Annotated in this window: 10 protein-coding genes; 5 read left to right on the top strand and 5 right to left on the bottom strand. The window is 48.1% G+C overall.

The genetic code is table 11. From position 1 onward, the window contains the following. The first annotated feature begins 42 nt into the window (after positions 1-42). Entirely contained in the window at positions 43-2,094 is a 2,052-nt protein-coding gene (locus ACO0LI_RS04505; RefSeq protein ID WP_423031177.1) for a prolyl oligopeptidase family serine peptidase, read from the top strand. A gap of 170 nt (positions 2,095-2,264) precedes the next feature. On the opposite strand, the gene ACO0LI_RS04500 is transcribed toward ACO0LI_RS04505, so the two are convergent. Both ACO0LI_RS04500 and ACO0LI_RS04495 read right to left on the bottom strand, forming a co-directional pair. Continuing rightward, positions 2,265-2,459, bottom strand: coding sequence for a hypothetical protein (locus ACO0LI_RS04500; RefSeq protein WP_422954487.1), 195 nt, complete (start codon positions 2,457-2,459; stop codon positions 2,265-2,267). A gap of 611 nt (positions 2,460-3,070) precedes the next feature. Beyond that, positions 3,071-5,716, bottom strand: a complete 2,646-nt coding sequence (locus tag ACO0LI_RS04495; RefSeq protein WP_423031175.1) for a zinc-dependent metalloprotease — start codon at positions 5,714-5,716, stop codon at positions 3,071-3,073. Positions 5,717-6,316: 600 nt separating this feature from the next. Between ACO0LI_RS04495 and ACO0LI_RS04490 the strand changes: the two genes are divergently transcribed. Both ACO0LI_RS04490 and ACO0LI_RS04485 read left to right on the top strand, forming a co-directional pair. Next, entirely contained in the window at positions 6,317-9,187 is a 2,871-nt protein-coding gene (locus tag ACO0LI_RS04490) for a TonB-dependent receptor domain-containing protein (protein WP_423031173.1), read from the top strand. 131 nt (positions 9,188-9,318) lie between these two features. Next, positions 9,319-11,316, top strand: coding sequence for an alpha/beta hydrolase family protein (locus tag ACO0LI_RS04485; protein WP_423031171.1), 1,998 nt, complete (start codon positions 9,319-9,321; stop codon positions 11,314-11,316). 64 nt (positions 11,317-11,380) lie between these two features. Here ACO0LI_RS04485 and xerD read toward each other — a convergent pair whose 3' ends face one another. The 3 genes from xerD to ACO0LI_RS04470 all read right to left on the bottom strand — a co-directional run bounded on the left by xerD (position 11,381) and on the right by ACO0LI_RS04470 (position 14,591). Then, a complete protein-coding gene (gene xerD / locus ACO0LI_RS04480; RefSeq protein ID WP_423031169.1) occupies positions 11,381-12,304 on the bottom strand; it encodes a site-specific tyrosine recombinase XerD in 924 nt (307 codons plus the stop codon). Next, positions 12,295-12,828, bottom strand: coding sequence for a methylated-DNA--[protein]-cysteine S-methyltransferase (locus tag ACO0LI_RS04475; RefSeq protein WP_422954492.1), 534 nt, complete (start codon positions 12,826-12,828; stop codon positions 12,295-12,297). The genes xerD and ACO0LI_RS04475 overlap by 10 nt, the downstream gene beginning before the upstream one ends. Before the next feature lie 758 nt (positions 12,829-13,586). Then, complete coding sequence (locus ACO0LI_RS04470) at positions 13,587-14,591, bottom strand: TRAP transporter substrate-binding protein (RefSeq protein ID WP_423031167.1); 1,005 nt, start codon at positions 14,589-14,591, stop codon at positions 13,587-13,589. Between the two features lie 537 nt (positions 14,592-15,128). Here ACO0LI_RS04470 and ACO0LI_RS04465 point away from each other — a divergent pair. Next, positions 15,129-15,776: a TRAP transporter small permease gene (locus tag ACO0LI_RS04465; RefSeq protein WP_423031165.1), complete on the top strand. Its 648-nt coding sequence runs from the start codon at positions 15,129-15,131 to the stop codon at positions 15,774-15,776. A gap of 98 nt (positions 15,777-15,874) precedes the next feature. Further along, positions 15,875-17,164 (top strand): TRAP transporter large permease, encoded by a 1,290-nt coding sequence (locus ACO0LI_RS04460; RefSeq protein WP_422953642.1) that lies wholly within the window; start codon positions 15,875-15,877, stop codon positions 17,162-17,164. Positions 17,165-17,310 lie beyond the last annotated feature (146 nt).

The raw sequence follows: 17,310 nt of genomic DNA, 5'->3' as shown, positions 1-17,310 counted from the left end.
CAAATTTTTGGGGGCCTAGTGCCCCCATTTTTAGGAGTAAACATGAAATTTCGTTCAACGCTGCAACATGTGATCGTTGCCGCTTTTGCTGCCTTGCCTATCTATGCTGCATATGCCGGAGCCCCGGCAGAAGCCAAGGCATATCAGAGTGCCGCTGAAATACCGGTAGAAGTTTTCTTCAAGCTGACTGATTACCGTGACTTGTCGATGTCACCGGATGGAAAAACCATCGCCGCCATCGTGCCACTGAATGGCCGTGGCAATCTGGTATTGATAGATCTTGCCACGCGCAAAGCCAAAGTCATCACTTCATCTCCCCGCTTTGACGTTGCCGAGAGTCGCTGGGTAGGCAATAAATATCTGTTCTATCGCACTGCCGACGGACAAGAAGCAAGGGGCCGTTTTGTCTATAAAGGTTCCTACTACTACGATATAGACAATGATAAAAGCATGGAGCTGGAAAATACGAATGAACGCAAGAAAGGCGACATTCATATTGACAGCATCATCATGGCAGAAGGTAATGATTCGCCAGAAGCCTATGTTTCCATGCGAGGAAGAAGCAAGGAATATGCGGATGTCTATAAATTCAACTTCAAAACCAGACGCTCGCAATTATTGACGTTTGAGTCACCAGGCCGTACAGAAGGCTGGGAACTGGATACTCATAAACGTCCGCGCATCGCACAAAGAGGTGAAATCCGTCCTGCAGCTGGCCAGCCGCAAATGACTGCCTACTATCACCGCCCCATCGACAGCGACAAATGGGAAAAGATATTCGAGCAGTCGAGCTACAACGATGGCACGATGTACGACGTGCTCGGCTTTGACAATGATGACCGCACCTTGTATGTCTCTACCAACAAAGATGGCCTGGATAAAATGGCCGTGTTCAAGTATGACACTGTCACCAAGAAATTTGGTGAGCTGGTGCATGCAGACCCTATATTTGATATCAATGGCCAGGGTGCCAGCGCACGCTTGATACGCGAAAGCAATGACGAGAATGGCAAGGTCGTTGGCTTGTATTATGATGCAGCTAAACCGACTCGCATCTGGTTTGGCGATAGCGCGAGAAAATCCCTGTCTGAGCAAATCGATGCCTCCCTGCCGGCAACCTACAATGCCTTCAGGCTGTCTTCTGATGGAAGCAAGGCTTTAGTCCATGCCACCTCAGACATACAGTCTGGCATTTACTATTTGTTTGACACACAAAAGAAAACCCTGGAACCCATAGTGCAGGACCGTGAGTGGGCAAATCCGGCCTTGATGGCAGAGCGCAAATATATAGGCTTCAAGGCACGTGACGGCTTGCCTGTGTATGGCTACCTGACCTTGCCTAAAGGCACTGAGGCCAAGAACCTGCCATTGATCATGAATATTCATGGTGGCCCTATGGTGCGTGGCTATCACTTCTCTTCCTGGGGGCGCTGGCCTGAAGCGCAATTCTTTGCCTCACGTGGATATGCCGTCCTGGAACTGGAACCACGCGGCTCTGAAGGTTATGGTCGCAACCATTATGTCAAGGCATGGAAGCAATGGGGCGGCACCATGCAGGATGATATCAATGATGGTGCCATGTTCCTGGTGCAGGAAGGCATCGTCGATAAAAAACGCATGGCGCTGATGGGTGGTAGTTACGGCGGCTACGCATCCCTGCAGGGCATGACCAGAGACCCTGATTTGTGGCGTTGCGCCAGCTCTGTCGTGGCCGTCAGTGATCTCGGCCTCTTGCAGAATGTTTCCTGGTCCGATACTTCAGAGCTCGCGGATGCAGCAACCGGCGGCTACCTGAACAATGAATTCAAACTCTGGGTAGGCGATTCCAAAGCCGATGCCGCATTGTTTGAATTGCGCTCACCAGCCAGGAATGCCGCCAACGTCAAAGGCCCCATCATGCTGACCATGGGCTCGGATGACAGACGTGTTCCTCTGATTCATGGAGAAAAAATGCGTGATGCCTTGTTGAAAGCTGGCAAAACCCTGGATTACAAAGTCTATCCAGAAGAAGGACATGGTTTTAACAAAGACGTTAACGTATTTGACTTGTACAACCGTAGCGAAAAATTCTTTGCTCAGTGTTTGAAGAAATAATGCCGATTCTTTAGGCAATCACAGCCAAGTTCGCCAAGCAAGACAAAAAATCCCCTGTAATTGCAGGGGATTTTTTTGTTCTGCCATTTCCTGAAAAAATGAAGCAGGAAGACACAGTCAATAAAAAAGCGCCAAGAAATTTGGCGCTTTTTCAAGAATCTAGCTCATGCTCATTCTATTTTAGTGATAGGTGGCTGATAAGGAGTAGGGATCGGTCCATTAGGGCGGGGTGGATTTCCTGGCGCCACGACTTCTATCGGGACACTACCAACAATCTCAACTGGTGAGGCAATGATTGGATTATCTGGACTTTCACCGTCACCGCCGGCAATCAGGCTCAATTCTTCATTTGAAATCAAACGCATTTGACACTACTCCATTGTAGGTAAATAAATTATGTCTGTTCAGACATAAGCATTTGCACCATTCCCGGCTTTTTGTGCCTGGAACAGCATCCTGGCACGGGACTATGCACTTCCATGCATACAACCACATGCCTGAATTCTTTTTCCGCACTTCTTCATCCAGCCATGTATCCAACAGCACAGGCAAATAAAGGCTGCTTGAACTTAAAAGGAGCAGCAAAAAACACATATCGATAGCACACTTTTAAGTCAGCATAAGTTGCTAAATTATATTTTATAAAATATCACACAATGAATGCCACATCAACAATAAATGGATAAATTTTTTCCCATTTATACAAGCATTTGATATCAGAATAAATTAGCAATACAATTGGAAAATGCGTTCAATTTACAACTTGGCATGCATTACTTACTCAGCTTGAGCAAGGGGCAAAACAGCCGCTCGCTATTCTATTTTTTTTTCAGCAAACATGAAAAAAGCCCCGTGCTTTTACACGGGGCTTTCGAGCTTGCCAGCAGTCAGTATTTGAAAATGATGCTAATACTGGATGCTGCAAAAAATGACTGCACTAAACGACTACTTTAAACGACTACTTTAAACGACTGGATCAAACGCCAGCCCTCACCAAAGAAGCCTTCAATACTTCATTCAAAGTAGCCAGACTTTCAGACAAATGCGCACGGGATTCCGGGCTCATAGGTTTGCCTACTGCGCCGCGGATAGCTACCAGCAACTGATTTGCCTGTTCCCTTTGCAAACTACGGGCATCAGCCGGTGCCGTTGCAGACGGTTTCAGCAAGGCATTGGACAAACGCTTCAGATGTTCACGTTGCAGATTGCGGCGGGCCGAACTGATATCTGTACCACTTGCCAGCTCACTCCAGATATTCGACTGCAGGTTTCCATATAGCTCATGCAGGGACAATACCTTTTTAGGGTCACGCAATTTCTCGGCATTATTGAGCATGCGTTGTGCCACCAGATCAGACATCAATTGATCCAGGGCCGCAGTTTGCAGACCCAGCAAACGTGTGGAGATAGACACGTCATTACGGCTGGCACGCTGGAAGTGATCGACACCCAAACGGCTCAGGAGCTCTGGTGTAAATACAAAGCTCTTGGCCGTGAACAGGCTGTCAGATACCAGCTTCAAAGCCTGGCGCTGACGTTCTACCGCGATAGGCGTGAAAGTGGCACGGCCAGTACCAGCGTGGTCACGCAAGAAAGTGGTGCCGCCGACATATTTCGTCGCCAGAGGTACGGTACGGGCAAACTGGCCAAAACCGTATTCAAAACTACGGCGCAGGGTTTCATAGCTGTCGCCCGCTTTTAACTGACGTGTTTGCAACCTGTCCCACAATTCGCGTGAAATGGTCAAACGTTTTTGTATATAGACCAGAGGGTCAGAGCCCAGATCAAACACATTGACGTCAGGATCAGAAACCATGGTGCCTGCAGAATCTTCGTCCGTACCATATGCCAGCAAAGGTTCGGTAGAGCGTGAAGCAATGCGGGTCAGCTCATCTTTTTCCTTGTCAGCATCGATAGGCTTGTAAGCGTATTCAATTGCCCAGTAATCATAAGGGCCAAGAGAGGACATGACGTATTCGCCCTGAGGTTCGCCCTTGGTCGCCAGATTGAAAGGCACATAGTCCATGACTGAGCCAGCCATGCCATTGACCTTGGTAAACGCCGGGTCTTGCAATTGCTTCAGAGTATAGATCGTGGAAGAACGGAAGTTATGACGCAAGCCCAGAGTGTGGCCAATTTCATGCATGATGACGTCTTTGACATAGGCTTGTGCCAGTGCTTCCGCTTTCGGGCTGTCCATGTCCATTTCACCACGGGCATCCAGCAAGTCCATGGCGAAACCCATTTCCATCGATGCTTCATGGGCAAAATCACAGTCACCCTGGGCATGCAGCGCATGTGTTTGTGCATCTTCACCTATCATGCGGCGGGCACCGCGGGCAAAGACATCTGACATACCTATATCTGCATCCAGAATTTCGCCGCTGCGCTCATCAACACGTGATGGGCCAATCGCGAAGCCAACGTCTGCACCGACAAACCAGCGTATTGAGGCATGACGAGAATCCATGGTATCAAAAGCGTCTTTTTCAGTTTGCTGTTTGACGACCACGGCGTTTTTGAAGCCTATCTTTTCAAAAGCCTTGTTCCATTCGAGCACGCCTTCAGTGATCGATTTGCGGTATTTCTCTGGTACGTTCTTGTCCAGCCAATAGACGATAGGCTGTTTTGGTTCTGACAGTGCTGCTGTCGGGTCTTGTTTTTCCAGGCGCCAGCGATTTAGGTAGTAACGCGAAGTCTTGGGTTTCAGATCCTCAGTGAAATCGTAGCTGGTCGTCACAAAATGTCCCAATCTGTCATCTGCCAGGCGTGGTCGCATGGCTTCGGTTGGCAGCGCTGAGAAATTAAAATAGAAACCAACGAAAAAGCTGCGCGGATCAGGAGTTGTTTGTGGGGGCGTAGGGAGAGCTACTGGTGGCGGCATCAATGGTGAAGCGGCAATGCGTGGTGTCATGAAATGCGCATTCACAAACAGGCCAGCCAGAGACTCATCCGTATTCAGCTTGCCGAAGCTGGTATTGGCCTTGTCCAGCACATACATGGCACGATAGGCATATTCCAGGCTCGTTGAATAACCAGGGATATCATTAAACAGCAAAGCACTGGCATCAACCAGAATGCCTTTCGACTCTGAATTGGGTGTACTCAATACGCTCGCGCTGGCCAGCAGGCTATCTGAAAACGCTTGTGAAACAGCGAGCGCCTGTGGCGTGCCAGGAGTCGCATAAAACTGGGTATTCTTGGCCAGCAGTTGTACTTGGTTACCAATTTTTTTGAATACGGCCTGATATCCACGCCCCATCTGGCTACCATACAAACCACGCTCACCTATGCTATTTGGGATGTTGTAAGTAAACAAGAATGGCTTGTCGAATTGCTCGGGTCGGATTTCCAGCCAGACTTTGTCGTCTTTCTGGTACAAATTAAAAAACCCCTTGAGCTCCTTGGCGTCTTTGATAACATCCTTAAAAGGGCGCAATCCTACGGTAGGCGTTACTGCGGGTGCAGGCGCAACAGCCGGTGTTGCTACCGGAGTGCCGTTTGCAACAGGCGCAGCAGCTGGCGTTGCAGGAGGTGTCTGGGCAAGCGCTGCCTCACTTAATGCACATAACAAAAGGAGTAAGGTCTTTTTCTTAAAATGTACTTCTTTTGACAATTTCATATTTTTTCCTGGTTAGATGAATTGGCCGCAAACTACTCACTGAGCATGACTTTGCTCAGTGAGTAGACCTTGTTTCTCGTTACAAGTTCTTACATATCGCAGGAACTTATTAGCAGGCTGGATTTTTGCAGAAATTCGGAAATTTGAAAATTTTTTCGCATTTCCTAGGTTTATATTGAACCGCTAAATGACAGTAAATCCATCATATTTTCTTGAAACTGATGCCTTTTTCCAGTTTTTATAAGCTTATAACTGGAATTTATATGAAAATAAATGAATTTTCAAAAGGATACCGAAAATTCATTTTCATGAGAAATTAGAAATTAAATTTTCATTTCCTGTCGTTGTCAAACAACAATCCCTCAAAAAAAAGTAACAAATGCTTTCCCGGAAAGGTATTTTATTTACATAATAAAGTTCTGTTTGATTCATTGCCTTTCACTTCCCGCACGCATTTATAAAGAGGATGGATTTGGCAGCATTTCATCAGGTAGCAGTACAGGATTGTTTCTAAATTTACAAAATTTTTGAACTAACCCTGTCTGCCAAACGGATCCGGCACCCGATTGCATCTGGTCTATCAACAAAGAGGGAACAATAATGATATTTAAAGAAAAAATAGGCGTGCAGTCCGTGCGCCTGGCGCTCAGCGTATTTGCTGGCTCCATGCTGATCGGGGGTTTTGCCCACGCTCAGACTGAAGCACCACAACGTATTGAAATTACCGGCTCTAACATCAAGCGCACGGATAAAGAAGGTACGTCTCCAGTACAAATTATTACTGCAAAAGAAATCCGTGAAAGCGGTGCTGCAACTGTCACTGACTTCCTGAAAAAAATCCCTGCGATCGGTACAGGCGGCGCGCTTGATAACGTCGATGGCGGTTTCTCCAAAGGTGTGGCAACTGCATCCTTGCGTGGACTGGGTTCTTCGTCCACTCTGATCCTGTTGAATGGCCGCCGCATGACGCCAGCAGCGTATGCCAATCCAAACGACGGTCAATCCACACTGTATGACTTGAATTCGATCCCTATCTCTGCGCTTGAGCGTATTGATATTTTCAAAGATGGCGCATCTGCGGTGTATGGCTCTGACGCTATTGCTGGTGTCATCAACTTTATTACCAAACAGGATTACCAGGGCGCGCAAGCTTCTGCCTCCATATCCTCTGATGCCCACAGCAAATTTGGCCGTCAAAAAGCCAATATTTTCGGTGGTGTAGGTAATTTCTCCAACGATGGCTACAACGTCTTTGCCACATTGGATATCTCCAAGCGCGACAGCACCAAACTGCAAGATGCTACTGCCTGGGAAAAAAGCATGTACCAGGATATCAATGCGACATTGATTCCTTACTACAGCTCTATCAGCGCCAGTCCAATTTTCTTCAGAGAACGTACGCCTGGCAGCAATTCCTTCTTCACCAGTGGCGCATTCCCTAATGCGAATATCGTCAATGCGCTGAACTGCCCTACTTCCCAGCAACTGGTGGGTGGTCCGCAGTACAACCTGGCAGCGACCAGCTACCTGACAGGCCGTACATTCTGTAACTATAACGGTAACCAATACCTTGAATCTCAAGGCGCAGCTCAGGATATTAATTTCCTGTCCCGCGGCCAATTGCGCATCAATGACAATATCAGCGCTTTCGGTGAATTCGCTTACTCCAAAACAGAACGCAAATACACTGGCGTATCACGTACTATCGACGGCCGTACAGCAGCGTCTGCCTTCCCGCAACTGGGTGCAGCTGCAAGCTTCCAGGCGATCTTGCCTGTTGGTCACCCTGACAATCCGTTCCCGACTTCTCGTGCAGCGATTTTGTACCGCTTTGAAAATATTCCTGGCGGCTCCAAAAATGAAAATGATGCAGCACGTCTGGTAGCAGGTATCAAGGGCAGCAATTTCAACTGGGATTGGGAAACAGCAATTCTCTGGAATAAAGTCAAACGTGAAGAAACCTTGAATGGCTTCATCCAGTTAGACGCTGTTCAAAAACTGATCACGCAAAATAAATCGATTGCTCAAGTAGCTGCTGACCCATCCGTCAGCCGTCCACTGGTCAACCACAATTCCTCTGAAATTACTCAGTGGGATGCCAAAGCCAGTACTGAAATCGGCCAATTGGCTGGTGGTGCAATTGGCCTGGCGACAGGTTTTGAATTGCGCAAAGAAAAAATGCAGTTGACGCCTGACCCTGCAACAGCAAGCGGTAACGTTCTGGGCCTGGTCAATCAATTCTTGTCTGGTGAACGTAATGTCAGCTCTGCTTTCGTGGAATTGCGCACACCATTCAGCAAAACTTTTGAAATGGATTTTGCCGGTCGTTACGATAAATATCCAAATATCAAAGGCTCTTTTGTACCAAAAGTCGGTGCAAAATGGACACCGAACGACAGCATTTCTTTCCGCGGTACTTATGCTGAAGGTTTCCGTGCTCCAGCTTTGAATCAGATCGTTAAAGGTGGTACACAGTACTTCACCACAACAGCTGATCCTATACGTTGCCCAGATGGCGTAACAGCGGTAACTGGTGCAGACCAGTCTGATTGCAGCAAGAGCATTTCCGGTGTTGCCGGTTCCAGCCCTGACCTGAAACCAGAAACATCCAAGAGCCTGACTATCGGTCTGATCCTGGCACCGACCAAGAACTTTGACGTCGCACTGGATTTCTACAAAATCAGGAAAGAAGGCGAAGTTGCCTTGCTGGGTACTGACGTTGTTATCCAACATCCAGCCCAGTACCCTGGCCTGGTTATCCGTGATACCAATCCAGGTACATGGATCAAGGATGCCAATGGAAATGTGATTCCAAATTCCGGCCCGATTTTCTCGGTATATACCCCATACATTAATCAGGGTAGTACAGAAACAACCGGTGTGGATATCGACACAACCTTGCGTACTTCTTTGGGCGCCTACGGCAATCTGACAACCAAACTGAACCTGAACTATATCTTCTCTTACAGAAGTGCTGGTTCACCTGGCGATCCAGAGTTCAACCTGGTTGGTGGTAACGTTGGTGTTGCTAACTGGGCTTTGAATCGCGGCGCGATTCCAAAACTGAAAGCATCCCTGAGTACAGCATGGACCAACGGTTCCCACGCAGTAAGTGGCTCGATCAACTTTGTTGATTCAGTCTCCCTGTTGCGTCGTTACGATGGTACTGTTGAATACCCAGTGCCATATTGCTACTACGGTACAGGTCAGCCATCCACAGCCTACAGCCTCGGTGGTTTGCCTAAGTACAGCAACTACAATATGGATTGTAAGATCGCAAGCTGGACTACGATCGATGTCAACTATGCTTACACAGGTATCAAAAACCTGACTATTAGCGGCAACATCCAGAATCTGTTTGATTCCAAAGCGCCGTATGATCCGGGTGCAGGTACAGTTGGCTATAACCAGTCTCTGCATAACCCGCTGGGTCGCTACCTCACAGTTAGCGCGAATTACAAGTTCTGGTAATTATCAGCGAAATGAGAAGCAAACGCAGCCTGTTTGCTTCTCGCTTGCAGGATTAAAAACGCCTCGGTCTGCCGGGGCGTTTTTTTTAAGCCCTGCCATCCAAATACAATACTTTCAAATCTGGAGAAAACATGCGGTCCATCTATTTGCGCATCACTCAACCAGTCATCAAGTTGATGCTTGCCTTGACATGGTCATTGGCTTCCCTGCAAGCAGCACAAGCCGGGGAAACCCCGATTCCGGTAGAAAAATTCTTCAAAAGTGCCCAATTCAGGGATGCTCAATTATCCCCAAATGCCGAGTTGATCGCTTTCCTGGCGGCAGACAATGACAACCGCAGCATGCTGGTTATCATGAATTCGAAAGGAGACGCTACCCCAACCGTGATTGCGCGCTACAGCAACCTGGATGTCATTTTTTTTCATTGGGTCAATAACGAGCGCTTAGTCTATGGAATATCAGAAAAAGACTTGGGAGCAGGCGAAAAAAAATCGGGTTCCGGATTATTTGCCATAGACAAGGATGGTAAAAATTCACGTCAGCTAATTGATCGTTTTGTCAAAGCTGGCGCACCCAAATTTCGCCTGCTGCCTGCCAGAACCAGGTTTATCAGTACAACAGGTAATGAAAGCTCAGACGACATCTATGTCGGACAAGATTCCACCGAACGCATGAATGCAGGTGTTAATTTATTCAGGCTCAACACCAGAACAGGGCAAACCGAGATAGTTGCCGTACCTCCGCATTCCATCGACTTTCTATTCGACCCATCTGGACAGGTACGTATTGCCACTGCCAGCAAAAACGGCATCACCAGTGTCCATTACAAGGAAAATAAAAATACTGAATGGGTGCAGCTCTATCAATTTGATGACACTGTCGAAGATGGTTATTCACCTGTCTTTATCGGCACGTCAGGCCAGTTTTATGTGACGGCCCGGAATGGCAAGGACACGGCTGCACTTTATCAATACGATACCAAGTCCAAATCCCTGATACCCAATCCATTACTGGCGCTGGATGGTTTTGATTTCGATGGAGACATTCTGTTTGACAATCAGAAAAACAAGCTTGCAGGCATACGCTATGAAACTGATGCTCACGCAAGTGTCTGGTTTGATGAGAAAGATAAAAAAATCCAGAGTCAGATTGATGCCCTGTTGCCCAACATGGTCAACCTTGTTGATAAGGGAAGAAGTCAGGATGCCAATGTCAGGCTGGTCAAATCATTTTCAGATACGCATCCGGGAAATTATTCACTATTCAATGTAGATACGTCCAAACTGACGCAACTGGGCGTAGTCAATCCGGACATTGATCCTGCCAAAATGGCTTACAGGGATTTCGTCCGCTACAAAGCACGTGATGGCCTTGAAATCCCAGCCTACATCACTCTGCCCAAAGGCCGTCCGGCGAAAAACCTTCCTCTGATCGTGATGGTGCATGGCGGCCCTTTTCTGAGAGGTGGTCACTGGAACTGGACACCTGCCGTACAATTTCTGGCATCCCGTGGCTATGCAGTCATAGAGCCGGATTTTCGTGGCAGCACGGGCTATGGCAAGAAACTCCATCAGGCGGGCTGGAAACAATGGGGTCTGGCGATGCAGGATGACCTGGCAGACGCCAGGGAATGGGCAATCAAACAAGGTTATGCCGATCCCAAGCGGGTCTGTATAGCCGGGGCCAGTTATGGCGGATATGCCGTCTTGATGGGCCTGATAAAAGAACCAGACTTATACCGCTGCGGAATAAGCTGGGTTGGAGTATCCGACATTAATCTGCTGTATGACGTTTCCTGGAGTGATACGGCAGGCAACGCCTGGACCAAATACGGCATGCCCAAGCTCATCGGTGATCAACAAAAAGATGCTGAGCAATTGCAACGCACTTCGCCATTGCAGCAAGCATCCAGACTAAAGAATCCTTTGATACTGGCATATGGTGGTGCTGATGTACGTGTCCCACTGATCCATGGCACCAAGTTTTACGATGCGGTCAAAGCCCATAATTCCAAAGTCGAATGGATAGTTTATCCAGAAGAGGCGCATGGCTGGGGTTTATTGAAGAACAATGTCGATTTCTGGACCAGGGTAGAAAAATTCCTGGATGAGAATACGGCAGTAAAATAAATCAATACGCTTCAATTAAAAAATCCACGCTGATCAGCGTGGATTTTTTTTGCCACAAATTCGCTCAGCCACGCGGATGATGTATGGCATGCAATTTTTTCAGACGTTCACGTGCCACATGCGTATAAATCTGCGTCGTTGAAATATCCGCATGACCCAGCAGCAGCTGCACTACCCGCAAATCGGCACCATGATTCAACAGGTGTGTCGCAAAAGCATGGCGCAAGGTGTGTGGTGACAAATGGGTAGTGATATCTGCCTGCATCGCATACTTCTTGATGAGTATCCAGAACATCTGCCGGGTCATGGCTCCACCACGGGCGGTGACAAACAGCGCATCGTCTATCTGCCCATTCAGGATGGCTGGCCTGCCCTCTCGCAGGTAGCGCTCCAGCCAGGTACGGGCTACTTCGCCAAACGGCACCAGCCGGGTTTTATCGCCCTTACCGGTGATACGCAGCACGCCTTCGTTCAAGCCGACTTCTATAGATCGCAACCCCACCAGCTCGCTGACACGCAAGCCACAGGCATACAATAGTTCCAGCATGGTCTTGTCGCGCAAGCCGTGGGGATTGGTTTCATCCGGTGCCTGCAGCAAGGCGACGACCTGTGCTTCGCTCAGTGTCTTGGGCAAACGCTGACCCTGTTTGGCCGAGCGTAATTTGGTGCAAGGGTTTTCACTGATGAGGTTTTGACGGAAGGCAAGCAAATAAAATCGCTTTAGTACGCTCATGCGCCGGTTGGCAGAACTGGCTTTGGATGTGCCGTGTTTGGCTGCAATGTAATTGCCTATGTCAGCATGATTGACTTCATACAAATGCTTGCCTTGATCGGCGTGCAAATACTCGGCAAACAAACGCATGTCGCGGCGGTAAGCCTCTATGGTGTTTTTTGCCAACCCATCTTCCAGCCATAGTGCGTCGCAAAACTGATCGATTTGCGACGTCAATTTTTCCGGCAAGATGACAGGCAACGGTTTTACTTCCACAATTTTTCCTGGGTAAAGCCGGCCACGCCCTCATGTGTCAGCAGCCAGCGCTTTACACCAAGGTGGAATCCGGTTTCATCATCATTGTGGGCAAAGCCCCCCAGACCACCAGCAGCAGTCACGCGGTGACATGGGATAACCAGCGGGTACCAGTTGGCACCACAAGCCTGGCCAACCGCGCGTGGTGCCGAGCGTATGTGCTTGGCAATTTGGCCGTAGGTCAGTACCTGGCCACGCGGTATGGAAGATATAGCCTGCCACACCTTGTCCTGAAATGCCGTGCCGGCCTCTTTCAAAGGCAGGTCAAATTGAAAGTCGGGGTTTTCCAGATAAGCCGCTATTTGCCTGGCGGCTGTTTCAGCTACTTTGTCTGACGGTGCTTTTTCCTGGAAGCGGGGCGGCAGGTAAACCAGTTCACTGACTTTTTGGTCTTCGCAGCGTATGCCGACGGCACCAAATGGGGCTTCGACAATGGCAGAGAAAAAACCTGCTTCCTTGGATTCTTTAGTTTCTTTGTTCAACATGGTTTTCCTTTTTGACAAAAGAAAAAAGGCGCATCATCCGATGCGCCCTTAAAACATCTTTCGCGTTTTTGGCTGTTTAGCGTCTGCGATTTTTTTAAATTTATCACATTCGCTCAGCTTGTAGTAAAAACGCGCGTCTCCTCAGTGTGTACGGTATTGTTACCGTTATTTTGCACTACCGCCTTTTAAACCTGTGTGCCTTTTTCTTCTTGATCTTAGTCTTGCAGAAATCTGAACTGCCGTGAATATAGCATGATGAGTTTTGGCTTTCAAAACAAAAATGACACAAAACAGTGCATTGTTGCAGATATGTGAAAAACGATCATAAACCTAAAAAATGTGCTAGGCAACACCAATTTAAATTCTGCCAAAATAAAATTTGCCGTATTTCCTTGCGGGAAACTAGGCAATTTCTTTCAAACTTTGGTCAGTTTACTTTGTTTAACGTATCCGTCTATTAAATATGACAAGCATCTGCTGATCCTCAATGCGTAAACAATGAGCAGGAGAAGGCATGTTGACTACACCAGGTTAAAAAAACAGGCGCCTAAAATCAAATTCCTCACCATTTTGGTGATTTTAAGAATCAATGACTTGCATGCAATTTAAGCATGGCTTAAATTGCATGCAGAACTTGTCGATTTAGAAATTGCTGCACGGTACGCACATGCAAATAAAAAAACCACCATGACCGTGTCATAGTGGTTTTTGACAGATTTCAGAAGTCCAGGTAACTACTTGATTACCCAATTAGCTATTTACTTAAAGCCCAACTTAGCGCCTTCTTTATTGACATTGGCAATCAGGTCTTTACCTATGCGTCCTTCCATTTCTTTTTGCACTGGCAACAGCGCTTTGCGCCATTCTGCTTTTTCTTTGTCAGTCAGTACGTAGACTGTTGTCTTGCCAGATTTTTTGACCGCTTCCAGCGCATTGTCATTTTCTTGCTGGGCAATCGCATTGGCATACTTGGTGGCCGATTTCATCGCTTCATCCAACTGGGCACGAATGTCTGCTGGCAAACCATCCCAGAATTTTTTATTGACGATGACAGCATAGCCAAGATAACCGTGATTGGTTACGGTGACATGCTTTTGCACTTCATGCATTTTTTGCGTATACAGATTGGATGGCGGGTTCTCGGTGCCATCTACTACGCCGGTTTGCAAGGCTTGATAAACTTCAGAGAATGCCAGCACCTGAGGATTCGCACCCAAAGCGCGCATTTGTGCATCCAGTACTTTAGATGATTGTATGCGCAGCTTTTGCCCCTTCATGTCGGCTGGCAAATGCATGGGTTTGTTGGCAGACATGACCTTGAAACCATTGTCCCAGAAGCCCAGGCCGATGATGCCCTTGGGTTCCAGCTTCTTCATGAGGTCTTTGCCAATTGCGCCTTCTGTCACGGCGTACAGGACGTCTTTGGAAGGGAAAATATAAGGCAGATCAAATACTTCAAATTCTTTGACGCCCAGCGGACCAAATTTGGCAAGGGAAGGTGCCAGCATCTGCACTGCACCTAATTGCAGGGCTTCCAGTTCTTCCTTGTCTTTGTACAGGGTGCTGTTAGCGTAAATCTCTACCTTAACGCGACCCTTGGTGGCTTTTTCTGCCAGTTCCTTGAAACGCTCGGCAGCTTTGCCTTTAGGCGTATCGTTGGAAACCACATGACTAAATTTGATAACGATAGGTGCTTGCGCAAATGCAGCACCACTCACGAGGGATGCGGCCAACAGGGAAAACAGCACTGACTTCAGTTTCATATTTGTCTCCGGACGTTTTTATGGATTGTATCTATTCTTGCACAGATTATTGCAATGCCAGCATTATCTGCCAACTGTGGAAAACCACAAGTCCGGCAACTAACAGACAGAAATACGACTAAGCCAGCCATTTCAGCAAAAAGATTACTATACTTGCACTCAATCTATTCATGAACACAATGTGGAAAACCACAGTTGCCGCAGTTGCAGTGCTACCTGAGAATGAGAAACAAAATAAAAATTAATTTTTACAATACGGGGACTCTATGAATCAAAAATCCACATTAGCTTGCTGAAGCCCACTGGTCGTCCTGACTTGTGGCATCGATACAGAATACAAATTTGTAGCTGGTGACGACTGCAGCCTGGCGCGTCACAATGCGCTACGAGATTGTATCTGTCCTTGATCAGCACCAAGACGCGCAATCAGATCTTATTACCAAGCTACATAGGCAAGGCATATTAGCAAGGCATAGGCATAAAAACATACTGCCTGTCTTTTCAACATCGCGTTAATTTTTCCAATAGGATCCTGTCATGAAATTTCTCGATCATCTGGAAGAGTGGATTATCGCTGCCCTCATGGGTGGTGCAACGTTCATCATCTTCATTTCCGTTCTTCACCGCTACGGTACCGGTTTTAATATCCCTGTCGTGCAGGACTGGTTATTGTCACTGCACTTCAGTTGGGCACAAGAACTGTGCATCATCATGTTCGTCTGGATGGCCAAGTTTGGTGCGGCCTATGGCGTGCGTGCAGGCGTACACGTAGGCGTCGATGTGCTGGTGACCCGCCTGCCAGCAGAATGGCGCAATGCCACAGTGTATACGGCATTGGTATGCGGCATGATCTTTACCGGCATCATTGGCACACTGGGCCTGACCTTTGTCTGGGAAAACGGCATGCACTATGCCATTTTCCACACTCTGGGCCTGTCTGTAGGCGAACTCACTGAAGGTCCGACTACACCTGATCTGGAATGGCCTACCTGGATAGTCTATTCCGCAGTCTGGATGGGTTCTTATTTAATGTGTTTCCGCTTTATCCAGGTTGCACTTGTCTTCAATCGCACTGGTGAATTGCCAGTACATGATCATGCCCATGTAGAGGGCTTGAGTGATGAAGAAAATGAAATCCAATTGCCACCAGCAACAGCCACAGCAGCCGCGAAAGGAGGTGTGTAATGAGCGCCGCCATTGATACACTGGGCATCAAACAGATGTCTAAACAGCGTGCCACGATAGTCTTGTGTGGCATAGTCCTGGCGCTTGGTGCCATGTGCATGGTCGGCAAGATCGGTATTGTCTTTGCCTTACTGATTGCGCTGATGCTGACCGGCATCCCGGTCTCGATTGCCTTGGGTCTGACGGTGCTGATGTTCATGTACCTGCTGACCCAGGTACCGATAGAAGCCGTTGCCCTGAAGCTGTTCACCGGGATAGAAAAGTTTGAGATCATGGCGATCCCTTTCTTTATCCTGGCAGGTAATTTCCTCACGCATGGTGGCGTTGCCAAACGCATGATCAATTTCGCTACCAGCATGGTCGGTCACTGGCATGGTGGCCTGGCGCTGGCGGGTATTATTTCCTGCGCCATGTTTGCGCTGGTATGCGGCTCCAGCGTGGCAACCGTGGTGGCGATTGGCTCCATCATCTTGCCAGCCATGGTCAAGCAGGGCTATCCCAAGCAGTTTGGCGCAGGCGTCATCATTACGGCGGGTTCCCTGGGTATTTTGATGTTGCCATCAATTCCCAAAGTGATTTACGCGATTTCTACCAATACTTCGATTGGCGCCTTGTTCGTCGCAGGTTTGTTCCCAGGCATGTTGCTGACCGCCATGCTGTGTGCAACGACCTGGTTCCTGGCCAGAAAAAATGGCTACCCACGCATGAAGCGGGCAACCTGGGGCGAGCGCTGGAAGGCATTTCGCGAAAGTATCTGGGGTCTGCTGCTGGTCGTCATCATCATTGGCGGTATCTATAGCGGCATCTTCACTGCGACAGAAGCAGCGGCCATGAGTGCGGTATATGCCTTCTTTATCTCTGTCTTTGTTTATAAGGACATGAAGATAGCAAACACCCCAAAAGTACTGGTCAATTCAGCCGCGCTGTCAGCCATGCTGTTGTACATCATCACCAATGCCGTGCTGTTTTCCTTCCTGATGGCGCATGAGAATATTCCCCAGCTCATGGCTGACTGGATACTGGGCAAAGAACTGGGCCGTGCTGGTTTCCTGTTCTTTACCAATATCCTGCTGCTGCTGGCTGGTAATGTCATGGAACCATCGTCCATCATCCTGGTCATGGCACCTATTCTGCATCCGGCTGCGATGCGCCTGGGTATAGATTCCGTCCATTTCGGTATCCTGATCGATGCGAACATGGAAGTCGGCCTTTGCCACCCACCAGTGGGCCTGAACCTGTACGTCGCCAGCGGCATTTCAAAAATGAGCATTACCGAGCTGACTGTTGCCGTCATGCCGTGGTTGTGCACGATGCTGGTCTTCCTCGTGATTGTCACGTATTGGCCGGGCCTCTCCTTGTGGCTGCCGCGGGCCATGGGTATGATGTAAGCTAGGTAAGCAAGCGAAGGGCCAGAAATAGACATATTTCTGGCCCTTTGTTTTACAAATGTCGATACAGCCTGCCGGGTATCATGAGCTGAAAAGCTTGCGCTTGCACAAATTACCCCTGTCAGCAATGATCAGGCTGCGATAAA

Source organism: Undibacterium sp. Tian12W (assembly GCF_049339405.1).
GTDB lineage: Bacteria > Pseudomonadota > Gammaproteobacteria > Burkholderiales > Burkholderiaceae_D > Undibacterium.
This window is presented reverse-complemented; position numbering and strand designations above follow the sequence as displayed.

Coding starts and splice junctions, on each gene's coding strand:
- ACO0LI_RS04495 (WP_423031175.1), bottom strand. CDS start 5,716: ATGAAATTGTCAAAAGAAGTACATTTTAAGAAAAAGACCTTACTCCTT.
- ACO0LI_RS04470 (WP_423031167.1), bottom strand. CDS start 14,591: ATGAAACTGAAGTCAGTGCTGTTTTCCCTGTTGGCCGCATCCCTCGTG.
- ACO0LI_RS04465 (WP_423031165.1), top strand. CDS start 15,129: ATGAAATTTCTCGATCATCTGGAAGAGTGGATTATCGCTGCCCTCATG.
- ACO0LI_RS04460 (WP_422953642.1), top strand. CDS start 15,875: ATGGTCGGCAAGATCGGTATTGTCTTTGCCTTACTGATTGCGCTGATG.
- ACO0LI_RS04505 (WP_423031177.1), top strand. CDS start 43: ATGAAATTTCGTTCAACGCTGCAACATGTGATCGTTGCCGCTTTTGCT.
- ACO0LI_RS04485 (WP_423031171.1), top strand. CDS start 9,319: ATGCGGTCCATCTATTTGCGCATCACTCAACCAGTCATCAAGTTGATG.
- ACO0LI_RS04475 (WP_422954492.1), bottom strand. CDS start 12,828: ATGTTGAACAAAGAAACTAAAGAATCCAAGGAAGCAGGTTTTTTCTCT.
- ACO0LI_RS04500 (WP_422954487.1), bottom strand. CDS start 2,459: ATGCGTTTGATTTCAAATGAAGAATTGAGCCTGATTGCCGGCGGTGAC.
- ACO0LI_RS04490 (WP_423031173.1), top strand. CDS start 6,317: ATGATATTTAAAGAAAAAATAGGCGTGCAGTCCGTGCGCCTGGCGCTC.